This window comes from Vibrio litoralis DSM 17657, from assembly GCF_000426765.1.
In the GTDB taxonomy this organism is placed as follows: Bacteria; Pseudomonadota; Gammaproteobacteria; order Enterobacterales; family Vibrionaceae; genus Vibrio; species Vibrio litoralis.
Genome location: NZ_KE384567.1, coordinates 534,678 through 547,452, shown reverse-complemented (window position 1 = coordinate 547,452; position 12,775 = coordinate 534,678). Strand labels below are relative to the sequence as shown.

The following is a 12,775-nucleotide window of genomic DNA, read 5'->3' as shown; positions in this document are numbered from 1 at the left end:
TTTATAGAAAAGAATTAAGGTTAATCAATGAGTTCTGAAATGACATTTGATGGCGTTGAACAGTTAGCCCTGCGCAAATTTACTGAAGATGCGTATCTAAATTATTCAATGTACGTAATTATGGACCGTGCCTTACCGTATGTCGGGGACGGCCTCAAACCAGTACAGCGTCGTATTATTTATGCGATGTCTGAGCTTGGTTTATCGGCTGCAGCAAAATATAAAAAATCCGCTCGTACCGTCGGTGATGTACTCGGTAAATACCACCCTCACGGTGATTCAGCCTGTTATGAAGCCATGGTATTGATGGCTCAGCCGTTTTCTTACCGTTACCCATTAGTTGATGGTCAAGGTAACTGGGGTGCGCCGGATGATCCTAAGTCTTTCGCTGCGATGCGTTATACCGAAGCTAAACTATCTAAGTTTGCTGAGGTGTTATTAGGTGAGTTAGGCCAAGGTACGGTGGAGTGGGCGCCAAACTTTGATGGCACCATGAAAGAGCCGAAAATGCTGCCGGCGCGTTTGCCGCACATTTTACTTAATGGTATTACCGGTATTGCGGTTGGTATGGCAACCGATATTCCGCCACATAACGTGCGTGAAATTGCTGGTGCAGCAGTACATTTAATTGATAATCCGAAAGCCGAATTGGGCGAGGTGATGGAGCATGTTAAAGGCCCAGACTACCCAACGGAAGCGGAAATTATCTCGGCACCAGCTGATATCGAAAAAATTTATCGCACTGGTCGTGGCAGCATTAAAATGCGCGCTATATGGCACAAAGAAGGCTCTGACGTCGTTATAACTGCATTGCCTCACCAAGTGTCTGGTGCAAAATTGCTTGAGCAAATCGCCAACCAAATGCGCGCTAAAAAGCTGCCGATGGTCGATGATCTGCGTGATGAATCGGATCATGAAAATCCAACTCGTATTGTGATTGTACCGCGTTCAAACCGTGTCGATTGTGATCAGTTAATGAACCACTTATTTGCTTCAACCGATCTTGAGAAAAACTACCGTGTTAACTTAAACATGATCGGTTTAGATAATCGTCCTGAAGTGAAAGGTTTAGTTCAAATTCTGCTTGAGTGGATTGAATTCCGTAAAACCACAGTACGCCGTCGTTTGCAACATCGCTTAGACAAAGTACTCGATCGTCTGCATATCTTAGAAGGTTTATTGGTTGCTTATCTAAACCTTGATGAAGTGATTGACATTATCCGTACTGAAGATGAGCCAAAAGAAGTATTAATGGCACGCTTTGGAATTACGGAAATTCAAGCTAATGCGATTTTAGATACTCGCTTGCGTAACTTAGCCAAGCTTGAAGAAATGAAGCTGCGTGGCGAGCAAGATGAGTTAGAAAAAGAACGTCAAAAACTAGAGCAACTGCTGGGTTCGGATCGTCGTTTAAATACCTTGATCAAAAAAGAAATCCAAGCGGATGCGGAAAAATACGGTGATGATCGTCGATCTCCACTGGTTGAACGTGCAGAAGCGAAAGCCTTAACTGAACGTGACTTGATTCCAAGTGAGCCGATTACGGTTGTACTATCTGAAAAAGGTTGGATCCGTCATGCTAAAGGCCATGATGTTGATGCTTCGACACTGAACTATAAATCTGGTGATGGTTATCTTGCTTCGGCGCATGGTAAGAGCAACCAGCCTGCGGTGTTCTTAGGTTCTGATGGCCGTAGTTATTCATTAGAGTCTCATTCGCTTCCTTCGGCACGTAGTCAGGGTGAACCTATCACTGGTCGTTTAGGGATTGCCGAAGGTAGCCAAATTCGCCAAGTGTTGATGGGTGAAGAAGATCAGTTATGGTTAGTTGCCTCTGATGCCGGTTATGGCTTTGTCTGTAAAGGTGCGGATCTATTATCGAAAAACCGCAGTGGTAAGGCGTTGTTAAATCTTCCTGAAAACGCTGAAGTACTACCGCCTAGCCCGGTTTCGGATATCGAGAAAGATGAGATCTTAGTGATCACCAATGATGGCAGAATGCTGTTATTCCCGATCAAAGACCTACCTCAATTAAGTAAAGGTAAAGGCAATAAGATCATCAATATTCCTTCAGCCAAAGCTAAAACACGTGAAGAAGTGGTCTCGCAATTAATTGCTATCCCTTATGGCGTGACGGTGACCTTATATGCAGGCAAACGTAAGCTAGGCTTGAAACCGATTGATTTGGATAACTTCCGAGGTGAACGTGGCCGCCGTGGTGGTAAGCTGCCAAGAGGCTTGCAACGTGTGACTCGTATTGAAGTGGAAGCCAATAGTTCGACAAGTAACGAAGAAGAGTAAATTCTGTCTTTGTTATTAAAAGGATTAAAGCCGCTAGACAAGTTGTTTAGCGGCTTTATAATTTTTCGCAACTCGGCTATGTCCACATCACTAAAACTGCCGCAATCGCCACCAGAACCAAACCTAAACCATCCTTAACTTTGACTTTCTGTTTTAGCCAAAGCACTGAAATCATCATGGTAAAAAATATTTCAACTTGTCCTAGTGTTTTAACATACGGCACTGTTTCTAGTGACATTGCACTAAACCAACCAATAGAGCCTAAACAACTTGTCGCACTGGCAAGGAAGGTCAGTTTAGGGCGTTGCCATAAGGCTTGTAAGGTGGATTTGTCGGTCATAAAAATATAAGCCAACAAGATTAACGTTTGTATGCTAATCACTAACCACAACACCCAAGCAGCGTTATAAGGGAATGGTAAGTTAAGTGATAGACTGGCTTCGCGTATCCACAGAGAGGTCAATGCAAAGGCGCTGCCACAACATAAACCGAGTAACACGGTTGAAAGGGAAATGCCTCGAATGCCAGAGGTAGTACTTAACATAAACACCCCAATTCCACCTAAGCAGACGCCCATCCAACCGACTGTTGATAATTGAGTGCCAAAAAACAGCATGCCTAAAATAGCGGCGGCTAACGCTTCACTTTTGGCAAGTCCGGCGCCAATCGCGTAATTATTGAGTTTAAATAATTGAACCATTAGCGCGGTGGCGAGGATTTGCATTAAAGCGGCAGCAATAACAAAAGAAACGAAGCGAGTGTTGAATTCGGGTAAAGCGACAGGGTTGGTTTGATAAAGGGCAAATAGGTACAGTGCAGCAATCGGGCTAGCCCATAAAAATCGCGCCAGTGTGACCCCGAGTGTTTTGACCTCTGCGGATAATTTACTTTGAAAAGCATTGCGCCAAGACTGCATAAAGGCAGCCATCAAAGTAAACAATATCCATGTCATACTAGGTTTCCATTGAACTATAAAGTTAAGAAGGACTTGGCGAATTAATCCCTAGGATCTTCTTCGATGGTCACAGGTAGTGTGATGGTTTTACCGTCGCGTAATACATCAAAATCAACCGTAGTGCCAGGTCTCAGTTCAGTGACCATTTCCATAACGCTTTGGCTGTTAAGGACTTTTTTACCATCAATAGCGACGATAACATCTTTTTCTTTTAAGCTCGCTTTGTCTGCTGGTCCACCTTCAGCAATGCTTAGTACAATAATGCCACTCACATGATCAATGCCGAGTAGGCGCGCGGCAACCGCGTTCATGTCTTGACCATCAATACCTATGTAACCTCGGATCACCCGACCATCGGCAATAATTTTGGTCATAATTTTATAAGCTAAAGGGTAGGGAATAGCGAAAGAAATACCATAAGTTTCAAGGTCGGTAGCTTGTTGAAATGAAGCGGTATTAATTCCGATAAGCTCGCCACGGGTGTTTACTAATGCGCCCCCCGAGTTACCTTTGTTAATTGCCGCATCGGTTTGGATGAATGCCTGACGGCCATCGGCACTAACAGAGGAGCGACCAATAGCCGAAATAATTCCAAATGTGGTGGTTTGACCTAGGTTGTAAGGGTTACCGATCGCTAAAACAATATCGCCGACTTTGGTTTTGCTCAGTGAGTTTTGTGGAATAACCGGTAAGTTATTCATTTCCACTTTGAGTACCGCAATATCGGTTTGTTTATCTGATCCCACTAATTGGGCGCTCGATACTCGGCCATCTTGCAATGCGACTACGATTTGATCGGCTTGTGCGACGACGTGGTAGTTGGTAATGATGTAGCCTTTGTCTGAGACAATAACCCCAGAACCAAGTCCTTGAGTTTTAAGCTTTAAACGATCGCCTTCAACATATTGACGACTGTAAATATTCGCCACCGCAGGGCCGGCACGATGTACCGCATGGCTGAACGAAACTTGGACATCATCGATGTTTTCAGCTTTAGATTCGCTTTCGATATGAACTAAATCCTGACGTAATGAGGGAACGGCAATAAGAATGACCGCTGCTGTTGCTAGCCCGATAAGAATAGGTCGAAGCAAAAATTTAAGCATTTTTTCCTCAAATAGGCAGAATTAGAAAAGAGATGATTTGGCAAAGAATAGCACTGGATGGAAAACAAAGAAAAGAGAAGTTTACAGGGAAACTTCTCTTTCAGTTAGACTTTATGCTGTTTGAAAGGATTCTATTTCACCACAAGATAAATGGTTCGATCACCTCGTTGGATATTTAAAGCCAGAATATTGGTTTTTTGCTCGAGCACTTTTTTCATTTGCGCTAGGTTTTTCACGCGAGTTCGATTGACACCAATAATAATGTCACCTTGTTGTAGTTGATAGGCTTCCGCAGATGAGCCTTTGGCAATATTGGTAATTTTAATTCCCGAAATAGCATCGCTACTGTCGGTATTGCTGAATTTCGCCCCTTCTAATCCCGGGTGAATATCACTTGCACTGGCTTGAATTTGTTCAGCTTCGTCAAGGGTCACGGTTTTAGATAACGCTTTACCATCACGAATTAAGCCCAGCTTGACAGTTTTGCCAGCTCCTATAGTGGCGATTTTCGCTCTTAGCTCTCCGAAAGTATCAATGTTTTTATCATTTATTGAAGTGATCACATCGCCAGCTTGTAGTCCGGATTTTTCAGCGGCACTGTCTGGCAGTACTTGGCTGACAAATGCTCCTTTACTGCTGTTATAGCCCATGGCTTCGGCAAGATCGGGGGTGATTTCTCCACCTTGAATTCCTAAAATGCCGCGTTTAACGCCACCGAATTCAATAATTTGTTCGGTTAGGTTTTTTACCATGTTAGAGGGGATAGCAAATCCAACCCCTACGTTCCCTCCACTCGGCCCTAGAATAGCGGTATTGATCCCGACGAGCTCACCGTTGAGATTCACCAGTGCGCCACCTGAGTTACCGGTATTGATAGCCGCATCGGTTTGAATAAAGTTCTCAAAGTTCTCAATGTTGAGCCCACTACGTCCTAGCGCTGAAATAATACCAGAGGTAACGGTTTGACCTAGTCCAAATGGGTTACCTATCGCCACGGCAAAATCACCGACACGCAATTGATCGGAGTCGGAGATTTTTATTTGTACTAAGTTGGACACTTTCTTGTCGAGCTTGATGATCGCAATATCGGATAACTTATCGCCACCAATCAGCGTCGCTTTAACTTCTCGTCCATCTGACAGTGCCACGAGAATTTTATCGGCATCATTGATGACATGGTAGTTAGTGACGATGTAGCCATTTTTAGCGTCAATAATAACCCCTGAGCCTAATCCTCTAAATTGTCTCTCAGGTAGAGATTGTGAAGGAAAGTCAGGGCCGAAGAAAAAGCGAAATTGCTCAGGGATAGATTGACTGTTGGCATTTTTCTTACCTTCAACCAACACCGAGACAACAGCAGGCGTTACCTGCTCTAGCATAGGCGCTAGGCTTGGCATTTGTTGGCCATCGACTGAATTAGGAAGGCTGGCTGAAGCTGAAGCCGGGGTAAGGATAGCACTGAGGCTTAATGAGATAGCGCTCAAAACAAGTAAAGGTTTTTTCATTCTAATACTCCTTGATTGAACAAAATCAATATTAAAGGATTATACCCAAGTGACTTGGGTATAGAACTAAAAACCTTTACAAAGTTCCCAAATTGAACCGTTTAATGAAAGAAATTTATGACGCTTTATTCAGCTCTGGAGAATCAACATAAGTTTTTGGTTGTTCTTTTAATAAACCCGTTGAGCCCTTGGCGTAGTCTTTAGGTTGAATCTCCGGCGTCTCTTCAGGCTTACTACGTTCTTCCGATGGCGCTTCAGTGGTTTGAGTGATAAATGGATTATCTTGCTTAGGAATATTTGGCAATAGATCGGTAGAAGTCTGCGCCATGTGTTGGTAAAGCTTAGTGTAATTCTTACCAAGAGTATCAAGCATTTCAGCGGCATTTGAAAAATGATCAGAAAGATCTTGGCGATGCTGCTCTAGTTCAAATTTAGCAGTATCGAGTTCTTTTTGTAGTTGTTTGTGTTTCTTGTACTCAGGTGTCATTAAACGGGCAACGATAATGCCGATAATGATACCAATAACCAAACCTACTGCAGCATAAAGAAAAGGCATACAAGCTCCTTACTATTGATTTTTAACATGTTTATTACGACGTGTTATACATGTTTGCAATACATGGTACTATGAGAATCTTGCTCTATAAAGCAAAAACTGCCCTTAAAAACGTCTAACGTAGATGGGCCGTTTTTTCTCAATATTCCACTTTATTTCGTATTCATGGATGACATTGAATGATGACGCCTAAGCAAAAGTATCAGCACGACATTGAACATTCTGGGTTTCAATATGACCCAGCGCAACAATATGCCGTTGAGAAACTGGATCAACTTTATCACCAATTTCTTGAGTATGTATCAACTCGACCAGAAAAACCGAGTTTATTTTCAAAATTGCTAGGTCGGAAGGCTCAAGTCACCATTCCTAAAGGGCTATATTTTTGGGGCGGGGTAGGTCGTGGTAAAACTTATCTGATGGATTTATTTTTTGATGCGCTGCCTTATGAAAAAAAGAGCCGCATGCACTTTCATCGCTTTATGCAGAAGGTGCATTCTGAGCTTTCTAGCTTAAAAGATGTCAGCGATCCGTTGCAAGTAGTCGCTGATAGGTTTAAGCAACAAGCGGATATTATTTGTTTCGATGAATTTTTTGTTTCCGATATTACCGATGCGATGATTTTGGGGACCTTGTTTGAAGCGTTATTTGAGCGAGGCATTGTGCTGGTGGCGACATCAAATATTCCGCCTAAAGATCTGTATCGTAACGGCTTACAACGCGCTCGTTTTCTACCGGCCATTAAGCTGATTGAACAGCAATGTATAGAAGTGAATATTGATAGCGGTATTGATTATCGAATGCGAACCCTTGAGCAGGCCGAGATTTACCACTTTCCATTAGACGAAAAAGCGCAGGCCAATTTAGAGCATTATTACTTGCAACTCAGCCGCGATGAATGTCGAGACACTAAATCTGTCGAGATTAATAATCGCAATATTGAGGTTAAAGGCGTATGCGATGGCGTGTTGTATGCCAGCTTTTCTCAGCTTTGTGAAAGCTCGCGTAGCCAGTCTGATTATATTGAAATATCACGCTTGTACCACACGGTGTTGCTTTCTGAAGTCAAGAAAATGGGGCGCAATAGAGAAGACGCTGCACGTCGATTTATTGCTTTGGTTGATGAGTTTTATGAGCGTAATGTGACGTTAATTATTTCAGCGGAAGTGGCACTAGAGTCTTTATATAGTGAAGGGCAGCTTGAATTTGAATTCCAGCGTTGCCAATCACGTTTAATCGAGATGCAGAGTCTTGATTATTTAGCCAATGAACACTTGGCTTAATATGGTGTTGTGAGTCAGTGCTGGCTAGATTTCTATACTAAAATATAGAATTAACTAGTGATTCATCGGTTTTTATAATTAATCTCAGTTTTTTGGTAAAAATAGATGATTTTTCCCTCACTCTTCTCTATAATCCTGCGACCCACCGTTACTGCAGGCTAAGTTCTATGGACGAAGCCGAGAGTACCAACGACTCGAAGGGGTGATGAATGGGACTCTTAGACAGTGGGAATAAGCTTTTTGAGCTTCTTATCCTAAGGGTAATAAGCGGTTGCTTGTTCCTTAAACTATGAATTTAAATTAAACGGGTATTATTAGCATGAAAACTTTCGTTGCTAAACCAGAAACTGTAAAACGCGACTGGTATGTTGTAGACGCTGAAGGTAAAACTCTTGGCCGTCTAGCAAGTGAAATTGCATCTCGCCTACGTGGCAAACATAAAGCTGAGTACACTCCTCACGTTGACACTGGTGATTACATCATCGTAGTAAACGCTGAGAAAGTAGCTGTTACAGGTAACAAAGCGAAAGGTAAAGTCTATTACCGTCACTCTGAGTTCCCTGGTGGCCTAAAATCAATCACTTTCGAAAAACTGATTGATAAGAAGCCAGAAATGGTTATTGAACTAGCTGTTAAAGGTATGCTACCACGTGGTCCTCTTGGCCGTGCTATGTACCGTAAGCTAAAAGTTTACGCTGGCGCTGAGCACAACCATGTTGCTCAACAACCACAAGTACTAGACATCTAATCGAGGATTATCGAAATGGCAGAGAATCAATACTACGGCACTGGCCGTCGCAAAAGCTCAGCTGCTCGTGTTTTCATCAAACCAGGCAGCGGCAACATCGTAATCAACAAACGTGACCTAGACACCTACTTCGGTCGTCCAACTTCACGTATGGTTGTTAAACAACCTCTTGAACTTGTTGAAATGGTAGAGAAACTTGACCTATACATCACTGTTAAAGGTGGTGGTATTTCTGGTCAAGCTGGTGCGATCCGTCACGGTATCACACGCGCTCTTATGGAATACGATGAAACTCTACGTCCTGCTCTACGCGCAGCTGGCTATGTTACGCGTGACGCTCGTTGCGTTGAACGTAAGAAAGTTGGTCTACGTAAAGCACGTCGTAAACCACAATTCTCTAAGCGTTAATTTTCTCTACAGAGTTTTCTCTGTATTGCAAAATCAACGTCACCAGTTTTCTGGTGTGTGGTTACAAAAGCTCAGCTTCGGCTGAGCTTTTTTGTATCTATAGAAAACATCTTCTTTCTAATCCCTCCTGTTTTTCTAAATTCACCTTAAAATCTAAATGTTACATAATGTGTCATTTGGGTTTGATTATCTTGCAATATCCGACAGGTTTCGGAGCTTTTAAGCTTTCTGCTTATTCTTCATCCTCTTGTATTTAGGGTTTTTGGGCGCTTTTGTGAAGTCCTAAACAAATATGGGTCACAGATGTTACTAAAAGGTAGCTTTACCTTGTCTCTATGTAGCGGTTTCTTTATCATTTAAAAGAATTTTTATAAACATGTGCATGATAATAAGCATATTAATGTCGATGTTAGCTAAATCGATTTTAAAAAAAATGAAAATGCACGTTAAGAGTACAAAGGTCGCAAGATCTAAGGATTGGGTTACTCTTTTGTATTTAATACAGATTGGGAGATGTTTGGATGAGCAATGCGCCTATCAATAATGGCCGTCGGCGCTTTTTGACTGCCACCACTGCGGTTGTAGGTGGAATAGGGGCTGTGGCTGTAGCCGTGCCTTTTATTAAATCTTGGAATCCAAGTGAAAGAGCAAAAGCGGCTGGTGCTCCAGTTGAAGTCGATGTAAGTAAAATAGAAGAAGGTCAACTGGTTCGTGTTGAATGGCGAGGCAAACCGGTTTGGGTTGTACGTCGTTCTCAAAGCACCTTAGAGCAGCTAGAGGCTTTGGATGATAAGCTTCGTGATCCTGCATCAGAGCAAGAGCAACAGCCTAGTTATGCTCAAAATAAATATCGTTCAATAAAGCCTGAATACTTTGTGGCGGTTGGTATTTGTACCCACCTTGGTTGTTCACCGACTTATCTACCAGACACTTTTACTGAACAAGTTAAAGGCGTGAAATCAGGATTTTTCTGTCCATGCCATGGTTCGAAGTTTGATTTGGCGGGGCGTGTATTCCAAGGGGTGCCAGCACCATTAAACCTAGTGGTTCCAGAGCATGGTTATTTGAGTGATACACGGATTATCATTGGCGAAAGTCGTGAGGAGGGAGCCTGATGCAAGCCTTACTTGATTGGGTAGAAAAACGTCTACCTGCGATGGATGCTTATAAAAAGCACTTATCCGAATATCCAATGCCGAAGAACTTCAACTTTTGGTACCTTTTTGGTTCTTTAGCAATGTTGGTATTGGTTAACCAGATCCTTACTGGCATCTGGCTAACCATGAACTATGTTCCTTCTGGCGATGGCGCTTTTGCCTCGGTTGAATACATCATGCGTGATGTGGAGTATGGTTGGTTACTTCGTTATATGCACTCAACTGGCGCTTCTGCGTTCTTCGTTGTAGTGTATTTACACATGTTCCGTGGCCTTATCTACGGTTCGTATCAAAAGCCACGTGAGCTACTGTGGATCTTCGGTATGTTGATCTTCTTAGTGCTGATGGCTGAAGCTTTCATGGGCTATTTGCTACCTTGGGGACAAATGTCTTACTGGGGGGCTCAGGTAATCATTTCTCTATTTGGTGCGATTCCGGTTATTGGTGATGATTTAACGCTATGGATTCGTGGTGACTATGTTATTTCTGGTGCGACGCTAAACCGTTTCTTCGCACTGCACGTAATTGCTTTACCGATTGTGCTACTGCTGCTGGTTGTCTTACACGTACTAGCCTTGCATGAGGTAGGTTCAAACAACCCTGATGGTATTGATACTAAGATTCCGAAAGCGCCAGATGATAATGGCGAGTATAAGACTCAGTTTAAATTCCATAAGCAGTTTACCAAAAAATACAATATCATCGACTCAGTCCCTTTCCATCCTTATGGCACAGTTAAAGACTTAGTGGGTGTGGCTGGTTTCTTATTCTTCTTTAGTTATGTGTTGTTCTTTAACCCAGAAATGGGTGGATACTTCCTTGAGCCGCCTAACTTTGAAGCTGCTAACCCGCTGAAAACACCAGAGCATATTGCACCGGTATGGTATTTCACACCGTTCTACGCCATTTTACGTGCGGTTCCTGATAAATTATTAGGTGTTGCGGCAATGGGTGCATCGATTCTGTTCTTATTCTTACTGCCTTGGTTTGACCGTTGTAAAGTGCGTTCATACCGCTACCGCAGCAAGTGGCACTTATTGAATATTATCCAGTTTGTGGTGTGTTTCATTGGCTTAGGTATTTTAGGTACTTTACCTGCAACACCTCTGTATACCCTGTTATCACAGATCTTTAGCCTAGGATATTTCATGTTCTTCGTTCTACTGTATTTCTATAGTAAAAATGAAGCGACGAAACCATTGCCAGAGAGGGTAACATTCAAATGAAAAAGTGGATTGTAGGACTTTTGACTATTATGTTGCCATTCTCGGTAATGGCAGCAGGTGGAAATGTACATTTAGACAGTGCTAATAATGACTTAACGGACAAGGCATCTTTGCAACGTGGTGCTAAAACCTTTATGAGCTATTGTGCAGCATGTCATTCAACTCAATATCAACGTTATCAGCGTGTCGCGACAGATTTGGGTATTCCTGATGATTTAATGATGGAAAACCTAGTATTTGATCCTAATGCTAAAATCGGTGACTTGATGACCAATGCTATTCCAGCGGAAGACGCTGGCAAATGGTTTGGTACTCCTCCACCGGATTTAACTTTAGTGGCTCGAGTGCGTGGTGTTGATTGGTTATACACTTACTTACGTAGCTTTTATGCTGATCCATCACGTCCATTTGGGGTGAATAACACAACGTTCCCTAATGTTGGTATGCCACACGTACTTGAAGGTTTACAAGGGATCCCTGAGCCAGTGTTTGAAACCACCGTTGTGGATGGTGAAGAGCATAAAGTCGTCACGGGAACTAAAATCGTCAAAATGGGTGAGTTAACCACGGAAGAGTATGACAATACTGTCCGTGATTTAGTTAACTTCCTTGAGTATTCTGGCGATCCGGTGAAGCTCGAACGGCATGCACTAGGCTGGTGGGTAATGGCTTTCTTGGTGATCTTTACTATCGTAGTGGTCTTACTGAAGAAAGAATACTGGCGTGATGTTCACTAATAGCCAAGGCTTGTTGAGCTATAATCAATAAGCCTTGGGAATAAAAATTAGCCTGAATGTAAATATTTGTGCTAAAATTCCTTGCTAATTTTTATGTAATGGGGGCATTGAGCCTCCATTTCTTTTTTATTTTTAAGTGTGCTGGAGGGCTTCTCAATGGCTGTAGCTGCCAATAAACGTTCTGTGATGACTCTATTTTCAAGTGCTTCAGATATGTATAGCCATCAGGTTCGTATTGTTCTAGCCGAAAAAGGGGTTAGTGTTGAAGTTGAGTTAGTTGAAGAAGATAACTTACCAACTGAGCTTATAGAATTAAACCCTTACAAGTCAGTTCCGACTCTAGTTGATCGCGAGCTTGCACTTTATAACTCAAATATCATCATGGAATACCTTGATGAACGTTTCCCTCACCCACCTTTGATGCCGGTTTATCCTGTTGCTCGTGGTAATAGTCGTTTGATGATGTACCGTATTGAGCGTAACTGGTATTCACAAGCAGAGAAAATTGTTTCAGGTACACCTGAAGAAGCGGAAGCGGCTCGTACTAAGCTACGTAATGACTTGTTAACTTTAGCCCCTGTTTTTGCTGAATATGAGCACTTTATGAGTGAAGAATTTAGCTTAATTGACTGCTACTTAGCACCATTACTATGGCGTCTACCGACATTCGGTATTGAGCTATCAGGCCCGGGTTCAAAAGAGTTAAAAATCTATATGAGTCGTGTGTTTGAGCGTGATTCATTCTTAGCTTCATTAACAGAAGCTGAACGAGAAATGCGTTTGGTTCGTTAAT

Annotated in this window: 12 protein-coding genes; 8 read left to right on the top strand and 4 right to left on the bottom strand. The window is 42.5% G+C overall.

The window, feature by feature from the left end:
* Positions 1-27: 27 nt before the first annotated feature.
* Entirely contained in the window at positions 28-2,301 is a 2,274-nt protein-coding gene (parC, locus tag K358_RS0116170; protein WP_027697792.1) for a DNA topoisomerase IV subunit A, read from the top strand.
* A gap of 76 nt (positions 2,302-2,377) precedes the next feature.
* Here the strand turns inward: parC and K358_RS0116165 are convergent, their stop codons facing one another.
* The 4 genes from K358_RS0116165 to zapG all read right to left on the bottom strand — a co-directional run bounded on the left by K358_RS0116165 (position 2,378) and on the right by zapG (position 6,423).
* Positions 2,378-3,253: a DMT family transporter gene (locus K358_RS0116165; RefSeq protein ID WP_027697791.1), complete on the bottom strand. Its 876-nt coding sequence runs from the start codon at positions 3,251-3,253 to the stop codon at positions 2,378-2,380.
* Positions 3,254-3,297: 44 nt separating this feature from the next.
* Positions 3,298-4,362, bottom strand: coding sequence for an outer membrane-stress sensor serine endopeptidase DegS (gene degS, locus K358_RS0116160; protein ID WP_027697790.1), 1,065 nt, complete (start codon positions 4,360-4,362; stop codon positions 3,298-3,300).
* Positions 4,363-4,493: 131 nt separating this feature from the next.
* Positions 4,494-5,867 (bottom strand): Do family serine endopeptidase, encoded by a 1,374-nt coding sequence (locus tag K358_RS0116155; protein WP_027697789.1) that lies wholly within the window; start codon positions 5,865-5,867, stop codon positions 4,494-4,496.
* Between the two features lie 115 nt (positions 5,868-5,982).
* Positions 5,983-6,423 (bottom strand): Z-ring associated protein ZapG, encoded by a 441-nt coding sequence (gene zapG / locus K358_RS0116150; protein WP_027697788.1) that lies wholly within the window; start codon positions 6,421-6,423, stop codon positions 5,983-5,985.
* Positions 6,424-6,605: 182 nt separating this feature from the next.
* On the opposite strand from zapG, the gene zapE reads away from it, so the two are divergent.
* The 7 genes from zapE (at position 6,606) to sspA (ending at position 12,774) form a co-directional block, all read left to right on the top strand.
* The gene (gene zapE / locus K358_RS0116145) at positions 6,606-7,706 is read left to right on the top strand and encodes a cell division protein ZapE (protein WP_027697787.1); all 1,101 of its coding nucleotides are present in this window, start codon (positions 6,606-6,608) and stop codon (positions 7,704-7,706) included.
* Positions 7,707-8,025: 319 nt separating this feature from the next.
* A complete protein-coding gene (rplM, locus tag K358_RS0116140) occupies positions 8,026-8,454 on the top strand; it encodes a 50S ribosomal protein L13 (RefSeq protein WP_017056029.1) in 429 nt (142 codons plus the stop codon).
* A 15-nt stretch (positions 8,455-8,469) separates the two neighbouring features.
* Positions 8,470-8,862: a 30S ribosomal protein S9 gene (gene rpsI, locus K358_RS0116135; protein WP_027697786.1), complete on the top strand. Its 393-nt coding sequence runs from the start codon at positions 8,470-8,472 to the stop codon at positions 8,860-8,862.
* Positions 8,863-9,383: 521 nt separating this feature from the next.
* On the top strand, positions 9,384-9,977 hold the full coding sequence (gene petA, locus K358_RS0116130; protein WP_027697785.1) for a ubiquinol-cytochrome c reductase iron-sulfur subunit: 594 nt from the start codon (positions 9,384-9,386) through the stop codon (positions 9,975-9,977).
* Positions 9,977-11,245 carry a cytochrome b gene (locus tag K358_RS0116125; protein WP_027697784.1) on the top strand — a complete coding sequence of 423 codons (1,269 nt, stop codon included), beginning with the start codon at positions 9,977-9,979 and terminating at the stop codon, positions 11,243-11,245. The genes petA and K358_RS0116125 overlap by 1 nt, the downstream gene beginning before the upstream one ends.
* A complete protein-coding gene (locus tag K358_RS0116120; RefSeq protein ID WP_027697783.1) occupies positions 11,242-11,982 on the top strand; it encodes a cytochrome c1 in 741 nt (246 codons plus the stop codon). The genes K358_RS0116125 and K358_RS0116120 overlap by 4 nt, the downstream gene beginning before the upstream one ends.
* A gap of 156 nt (positions 11,983-12,138) precedes the next feature.
* The gene (gene sspA, locus K358_RS0116115) at positions 12,139-12,774 is read left to right on the top strand and encodes a stringent starvation protein SspA (protein ID WP_027697782.1); all 636 of its coding nucleotides are present in this window, start codon (positions 12,139-12,141) and stop codon (positions 12,772-12,774) included.
* Position 12,775: the final 1 nt, after the last annotated feature.

Excerpts from the sequence above, each read along its gene's own strand:
- rpsI (WP_027697786.1), top strand. The coding sequence starts at position 8,470 with ATGGCAGAGAATCAATACTACGGCACTGGCCGTCGCAAAAGCTCAGCT.
- zapG (WP_027697788.1), bottom strand. The coding sequence starts at position 6,423 with ATGCCTTTTCTTTATGCTGCAGTAGGTTTGGTTATTGGTATCATTATC.
- rplM (WP_017056029.1), top strand. The coding sequence starts at position 8,026 with ATGAAAACTTTCGTTGCTAAACCAGAAACTGTAAAACGCGACTGGTAT.
- K358_RS0116120 (WP_027697783.1), top strand. The coding sequence starts at position 11,242 with ATGAAAAAGTGGATTGTAGGACTTTTGACTATTATGTTGCCATTCTCG.
- K358_RS0116155 (WP_027697789.1), bottom strand. The coding sequence starts at position 5,867 with ATGAAAAAACCTTTACTTGTTTTGAGCGCTATCTCATTAAGCCTCAGT.
- K358_RS0116165 (WP_027697791.1), bottom strand. The coding sequence starts at position 3,253 with ATGACATGGATATTGTTTACTTTGATGGCTGCCTTTATGCAGTCTTGG.
- petA (WP_027697785.1), top strand. The coding sequence starts at position 9,384 with ATGAGCAATGCGCCTATCAATAATGGCCGTCGGCGCTTTTTGACTGCC.
- sspA (WP_027697782.1), top strand. The coding sequence starts at position 12,139 with ATGGCTGTAGCTGCCAATAAACGTTCTGTGATGACTCTATTTTCAAGT.
- degS (WP_027697790.1), bottom strand. The coding sequence starts at position 4,362 with ATGCTTAAATTTTTGCTTCGACCTATTCTTATCGGGCTAGCAACAGCA.
- parC (WP_027697792.1), top strand. The coding sequence starts at position 28 with ATGAGTTCTGAAATGACATTTGATGGCGTTGAACAGTTAGCCCTGCGC.
- K358_RS0116125 (WP_027697784.1), top strand. The coding sequence starts at position 9,977 with ATGCAAGCCTTACTTGATTGGGTAGAAAAACGTCTACCTGCGATGGAT.
- zapE (WP_027697787.1), top strand. The coding sequence starts at position 6,606 with ATGACGCCTAAGCAAAAGTATCAGCACGACATTGAACATTCTGGGTTT.